Source organism: Pedobacter rhizosphaerae (genome assembly GCF_900111155.1).
GTDB lineage: Bacteria > Bacteroidota > Bacteroidia > Sphingobacteriales > Sphingobacteriaceae > Pedobacter > Pedobacter rhizosphaerae.
The window spans coordinates 1-6,305 of record NZ_FOGG01000069.1 but is presented as its reverse complement, the minus strand read 5'-3'; the positions used below and the strand labels follow the sequence as shown (position 1 = coordinate 6,305).

General features: G+C 38.2%; 7 protein-coding genes. 5 read left to right on the top strand and 2 right to left on the bottom strand.

Annotation, left to right across the window (positions count from 1 at the left end; all coding sequences use genetic code 11):
• Nucleotides 1–127 precede the first annotated feature (127 nt).
• Complete coding sequence (locus tag BMX11_RS23900) at nt 128–940, top strand: alpha/beta hydrolase (protein ID WP_245738757.1); 813 nt, start codon at nt 128–130, stop codon at nt 938–940.
• Here the strand turns inward: BMX11_RS23900 and BMX11_RS23895 are convergent.
• A complete protein-coding gene (locus BMX11_RS23895) occupies nt 930–1,883 on the bottom strand; it encodes an ion channel (RefSeq protein ID WP_090890083.1) in 954 nt (317 codons plus the stop codon). The genes BMX11_RS23900 and BMX11_RS23895 overlap by 11 nt on opposite strands.
• Before the next feature lie 285 nt (nt 1,884–2,168).
• Here BMX11_RS23895 and trpD point away from each other — a divergent pair, with 285 nt between their 5' ends.
• The 4 genes from trpD to trpA all read left to right on the top strand — a co-directional run bounded on the left by trpD (nt 2,169) and on the right by trpA (nt 5,897).
• Nucleotides 2,169–3,158: an anthranilate phosphoribosyltransferase gene (gene trpD / locus BMX11_RS23890; RefSeq protein ID WP_090890080.1), complete on the top strand. Its 990-nt coding sequence runs from the start codon at nt 2,169–2,171 to the stop codon at nt 3,156–3,158.
• Nucleotides 3,152–3,781, top strand: a complete 630-nt coding sequence (locus BMX11_RS23885; RefSeq protein ID WP_245738756.1) for a phosphoribosylanthranilate isomerase — start codon at nt 3,152–3,154, stop codon at nt 3,779–3,781. The genes trpD and BMX11_RS23885 overlap by 7 nt, the downstream gene beginning before the upstream one ends.
• A gap of 90 nt (nt 3,782–3,871) precedes the next feature.
• A complete protein-coding gene (trpB, locus tag BMX11_RS23880) occupies nt 3,872–5,053 on the top strand; it encodes a tryptophan synthase subunit beta (protein ID WP_175474665.1) in 1,182 nt (393 codons plus the stop codon).
• Between the two features lie 76 nt (nt 5,054–5,129).
• A complete protein-coding gene (gene trpA, locus BMX11_RS23875) occupies nt 5,130–5,897 on the top strand; it encodes a tryptophan synthase subunit alpha (protein WP_090890075.1) in 768 nt (255 codons plus the stop codon).
• A 169-nt stretch (nt 5,898–6,066) separates the two neighbouring features.
• Here the strand turns inward: trpA and BMX11_RS23870 are convergent.
• On the bottom strand, nt 6,067–6,305 hold a 239-nt coding region (locus tag BMX11_RS23870), incomplete at its 5' end, for a transposase (RefSeq protein WP_139180263.1).

Here is a 6,305-nt window from a genome sequence, read left to right as displayed (position 1 = left end):
AGGTAAGATCAACAAGGGGACTACTCGTACATATATTCGGAAAGTTGACAGCCTGTTTCCTAAAACCAATTTTTAACCCTTAATTCGCATTAATATTAATTCCATGCTTAAACCTCTGTTTTATTTAATGCTTTTATTTCAAACCATACTGGCTTCTGCTCAGGTAAAAACTGCGAAAAATATCAATTATGCAGGTAATCAATTGCAAGCTAACACCCTGAATATTTATTACAAGCAAGATAGTGTAAAGGATAAGCCTGTATTGGTTTTTATTCATGGCGGATCATGGAGTAGCGGGAAAAAAGAAACCTACTGGTGGTTGGGTAGGAACTTTGCAAGAAAAGGTATAGTTACAGTGATCATAAATTATCCGCTGGCGCCTCACGCACAATATAAGAAGATGGCTGCAGATTGCGCTCTAGCCATTAAGTGGGTAAAAGCGAATATACGGAGCTATGGTGCCAGTGGCGAACAAATTTTCCTAATGGGGCATTCTGCCGGTGGGCATCTGGCAGAGTTGATCAATGCTGATCCTCAATATTTTCAAGAAGCTGGAATAAAGAATCCTTTAAAAGGACTTATTTTAAACGATCCTTTTGGTTTAGATATCTATGAATATTTAACACAAGCCGAAAAAGATCATTATTACTATGATTTCTTACGAACGTTCAGCAATCAGCCAGAAACCTGGAAGTTGGCCTCACCATTGAATTACGTCAATAACATTAAAAATCCACATTTACTTTTGTATGGAGGAAAAACCTACGATGCCATTCGTTTACAAACGCCTAGATTATATGAAAAACTAAAAGACCTTAATATCCCTGCTGAGGTCAAGGAGATTAAAGGAAAAAGTCACGTGCCGATGATTAGTCAGATGATTCTTGGTGGAAACGCATTGTATAAGGAAATTATCAAATTTATTTCAACTACGCAGTAGTTTGGGGAATGCGTTCAATTTCATCAAGCTTGCTGTAATCCATCACCATTTGACCTTCCTCGTTGTGGTAATACATTTTACTAAATTTGCTATCCAATTCAATTTCTTCATCCTGATAGCTGGTACGGGTATGAATAGTTTGAGCAAAAGTATCATCAAAAGCCTTCAGAATAACAAATATCTCTACCTCGGCTAATTTAAGATCTGCTAATGTTTTCTCAAATAAAGGACTATCGGGTGTAATGGGGTGAACCAATGTCCAGTTGAGAGAGAGTATACTTACCTGGCTGCGTTCAAGATCTAAGGGATGGAAGCGTCTAACGTTTTTACCATCAACAGATTCGTTATACGATAAAACCATTTGTACTTCGATTTCAATGAGTTGGTTGCGCCGTAGGTTAACCAAACGACACATTAAACCTGTATGCTGAAGGTAGGGTGCTATTACCATCCTTTTGCTAAATGCTACTTTAGAAGTTGGTCTGCTAAAACGACCATAAAGCAAACCTGTGGCTAAGGCAAAAGCCAGTAAACCCAGCATACTTTCAAAGGCGGCCAGGCAGCTGGTAATAAATCCTTGGGGAGAAATATGTCCATAACCTACAGTAGAAATGGTTTGTGCAGAAAAGAAAAAAGCATCAAAAAAATGATCACGGAAGGTAATTCCATTTGCGCCTGCCAGGTTTTCTATTCCAATGACGTTATAAAGCACAGCAAAAATGGTGTTGACAATGAGATAAGCAATTAGGATCACGGCAAAAAAACGTGTCCAGCTCATGGTTACCAGTCGGGTGTAAGTATCGTCAAACTTAAACCAGGGTAGGCCGGTTCGCAAAATGTTGGCACTACCATCGGGGTTAATCATCCTTTGATTTTTGGTCACAGGATTAGACCCAAAGCCTAAATCATCATTATAATTTACTTTTCTTTTAAAAACCGACATATTATTTTAGAAAGATTTTGGAATTTTAAAAAACTATCTCAATATTTGCTGCTGTACAAACATGATAATTAAAAACTTAAATAACAATTGGTGGTGGCATAACGAAATTCGTTAGGCAACTTCTATTGTATATATTTTTAAAACATTTATTTAACAAAAAAAGGATTGCCCAAAAAGCAATCCTTTTTTTATGCAAATTTTTTAGACCATCAGCCCGAACTTATCCGCATCTTTATCAGGTGCTTACTTAAATAAACCGGTATTGATGAATTAGTAAAGACAGAAATGAAAAGAATCTTAAACCATTTATTCGAGAATAAGACCTTTAGCAGGGCAGAAGCTAAAAATATTTTAATTTCCATTACACAGGGCGAGTTCAATTCATCGCAAATTGCCGCTTTTATTACGGCTTATGCCATGCGCAATATCACAGTTGATGAGCTGCAGGGTTTTCGTGATGCCATGCTGGATATTTGCGTTAAAACAGATCTGGGCGATTATGAGTTAATAGATTTGTGTGGTACAGGTGGTGATGGTAAGGATACTTTCAATATTTCAACTTTATCTTCTTTCGTGGTTGCAGGTGCTGGGCACCAGGTAGCTAAACATGGCAATTACGGTGTTTCATCGGGTTGTGGTTCATCTAACGTGATGGAATATCTGGGCTATACTTTTACTAACGATCAAGACACTTTAAAAAGAAATCTGGATAGTGCCGGAATCTGCTTTCTGCATGCACCATTATTTAATCCGGCAATGAAAATAGTTGCTCCCATTCGTAAGGAGTTAGGTGTAAAAACCTTTTTCAATATGCTCGGCCCAATGGTTAACCCTGGTCATCCGAAGTATCAAATGGTTGGCGTTTTTAGCTTAGAGCTCGCTCGATTATATGCTTATTTATATCAGGAAACAGATAAAAACTACACTATTGTGCACGCACTGGAGGGATATGATGAAGTTTCACTTACTTGTGATGTGAAGACTTTTACTAACAAAGGAGAATATATTTTAACCCTGAACGATATGGGCTTTGAGAAGGTTTCCACCAATGATATTAAAGGGGGCGATACTGTCGAATCATCTGCCAAAATATTTATGGATGTTTTAAACGGAACAGCTACCGATGTGCAGAATAATGTGGTTCTATGTAACTCTGCTCTGGCCATTAAAACCATTAAGCCTGAGGCTTCATTTGCCGATTGTTACTATGAAGCAGAGGAATCACTCACCAGTAAAAGGGCTTTGGACAGTTTTAAACAATTACTGGCATGCTAAAATTGAAGGTTTGCGGTATGAAGTATGCCGCCAATATTGCTGCAGTTGCGGCATTAAGGCCCGATTATCTGGGATTTATCTTCTATAACCAGTCGCCGCGTTTTATTAACGAAGTATCTGCTGAGCTGATTAAATATATTCCTGAAGAAATAAAGACAGTTGGTGTTTTTGTAAATGAAGATTTGGAAGAGCTTAGTAAAGTACTGACCCTAAATAAGTTACAGGTCGTTCAATTGCATGGAAATGAATCTCCCGAATTTTGTAGCCGTTTAAAAGCTAAATTTCCGCACTTAGAACTCATTAAAGCTTTTGGGATAGATGAAGACTTCGATTTCTCGCTACTAAAAGGCTATACCGATCAGGTTGATTATTTTTTGTTTGATACCAAAACTAAAGCCCATGGAGGCTCGGGGAAAACTTTCGATTGGCGTATCCTGGATAAATATACCGGCGCTAAGCCTTACTTTTTAAGTGGAGGGATTGATTTGCAGCATGCACTGGCAATTAAGGAAATAAGTGATGAAAGGTTGTATGCGCTTGATATCAACAGCAAATTTGAGTTGGAGCCTGGTTTAAAGGATGCCGAAAAGGTGGCTGCTTTTAAAACAATAATTGATGGCTAAGCAATAAATAAGAGAATAGATAGTATAAATATAGTCGTTTGCATTCATCCATACCTGAATTGAATGCCAGCTAATTAGAAATAAAATATCATGAAATACAAAGTTAACGAGAAAGGATATTATGGTGATTTTGGGGGAGCTTACATTCCCGAGATGCTATATCCGAACGTAGAAGAATTGCGTCAAAACTATTTAAAAATTATTGATGATGTCGATTTTCAAAAGGAATTTCATCAGTTATTGAAGGATTACGTAGGAAGGCCCTCGCCATTATATCTCGCAAAAAGATATTCGCAGAAATATGGAGCTAATATTTTTCTTAAAAGAGAAGATTTAAACCATACCGGAGCCCATAAAATTAACAACACTATCGGGCAGATTTTATTAGCCGAGCGTTTAGGAAAGAAAAGGATTATTGCTGAAACAGGAGCCGGACAGCATGGGGTAGCTACTGCTACAGTTTGTGCACTCCGTGGTTTGGAATGCGTGGTTTACATGGGAGAAGTAGATATTCAACGTCAGGCACCTAATGTGGCCCGTATGAAAATGCTGGGTGCAAAAGTTGTTGCTGCAACTTCAGGGAGCAAAACACTAAAGGATGCAACTAACGAGGCCATGCGCGATTGGATTAACAATCCCGTTGATACCCACTATATTATCGGTTCTGTGGTAGGACCACATCCTTATCCAGATATGGTGGCAATTTTTCAGTCTATCATTTCCGAAGAAACTAAAAAACAACTTCTGGAGCAAACCGGAAGTGATAAACCCGATTATGTTTTAGCTTGTGTAGGCGGTGGAAGTAATGCTATGGGCATGTTCTATCATTTTATGGACGATGAAGAAGTAAAACTAATTGCCGTTGAAGCCGCAGGTAAAGGCGTAAGCAGCGGTCTATCTGCAGCAACTACTTACTTAGGCAAGGAAGGAGTTTTACATGGTAGTAGAAGTATTTTAATGCAAACGGAAGACGGACAAGTAGTAGAACCACATTCAGTTTCTGCTGGGTTAGATTACCCTGGAATTGGGCCACAGCATGCACATTTATTTAAAACTGGTCGTGGCCAATATGTTTCCATTACCGATGATGAAAGTTTAGAGGCGGGTTTACTTTGTACCCAACTGGAAGGCATTATCCCGGCGATAGAAAGTGCACACGCTTTAGCCTACCTGGAAAAAATGGAGTTTAAAGGTGGTGAAAATGTAGTGGTTTGTCTTTCAGGTAGGGGCGATAAGGATTTAGAAACGTATATCAAATATTTTAACCTTTAGGTATTGGGGATGGAGAACAGAAATCGGGCTACCACCTGGTCTGCTATCTCCAATCTGATATCTCAAATCTCAAACAATGAATAGAATAAAAGAGCTCTTCGAAAAGAAGAAAAATATATTATCAATTTATTATACTGCCGGATACCCAAATCTTGGTGATACCGTTCAAATCGCTGAAGCCTTAGAAAAATCTGGAGCCGATATTTTGGAAATTGGTTTTCCTTATTCAGATCCTGTAGCAGATGGCCCGGTAATTCAGGCGAGTAGTAAGCAATCTTTAGATCAGGGCATGACACTAAAAGTGCTGTTTGAACAATTAAAAGATTTGCGAAAAAATGTTACCATTCCCGTTCTGTTGATGGGTTATGTAAACCCAGTTTTGCAGTTTGGCGTAGAAAATTTTTGTAAAGCATGCGCTGAGGTTGGTGTAGATGGTTGCATTGTTCCTGATTTACCCATGGTAGAATATGAGGAATTTTATAAAGATTGCTTCGAATCTCATAACCTTTGCAACATCTTTTTAATTACCCCACAAACCGCTGAAGAACGCATCCATAAAATTGATTCATTAACCAACGGATTTATTTACCTCTTGTCTTCATCAGCTACTACAGGAAAGAATCTGGAGGTTGGAAATACTACGGAGGATTATTTTGCCAGAATTAAGGGATTAAACCTTAAAAATCCAACAATGATTGGTTTTGGGATCAGTGATAAACAAACTTTCGATAAAGCCTGTGAGTATGCTAATGGAGCTATCATTGGTACAGCTTTCGTTAAGGCTATCGCTGATGGTAATTTAGAAGAAAGCGTGGAAGGGTTTATGAAGAAGTTTAGGGGGTAGTTTTTGTTATTAACCACCTTAGGCATCTAAGAAAATACATGGAGGCTGTCTCAAAATAAATGAGGCAGCTTTTTTGTATTTAAATAAATCCTAAGTGTTATTTCTTTGTTGCTGGCTAGAAATGTTTATTTATCCAGCATTTTGTTAAAAAGAGCAAAAGCAAGTCTTTTTAGGCTGCTTTTTTTCTAACATTTTGTGCAATTGCCAATAATCCCCATTCTATTGCCACTTTTTCTTTCCCCCGAAGCATGAAGCGGCGGAACCCGTGGTTCTGTTTAATATTCCCGAACACTGGTTCAACATCATGACACCTTTGCTTTCTTTTTTCAACTCCCTTTTCACTGTTGAGTAGCTGATATGCTTTTGCTTTATGTCGCCTCAGATTTTCGTTAACCTCTATAATCCTAT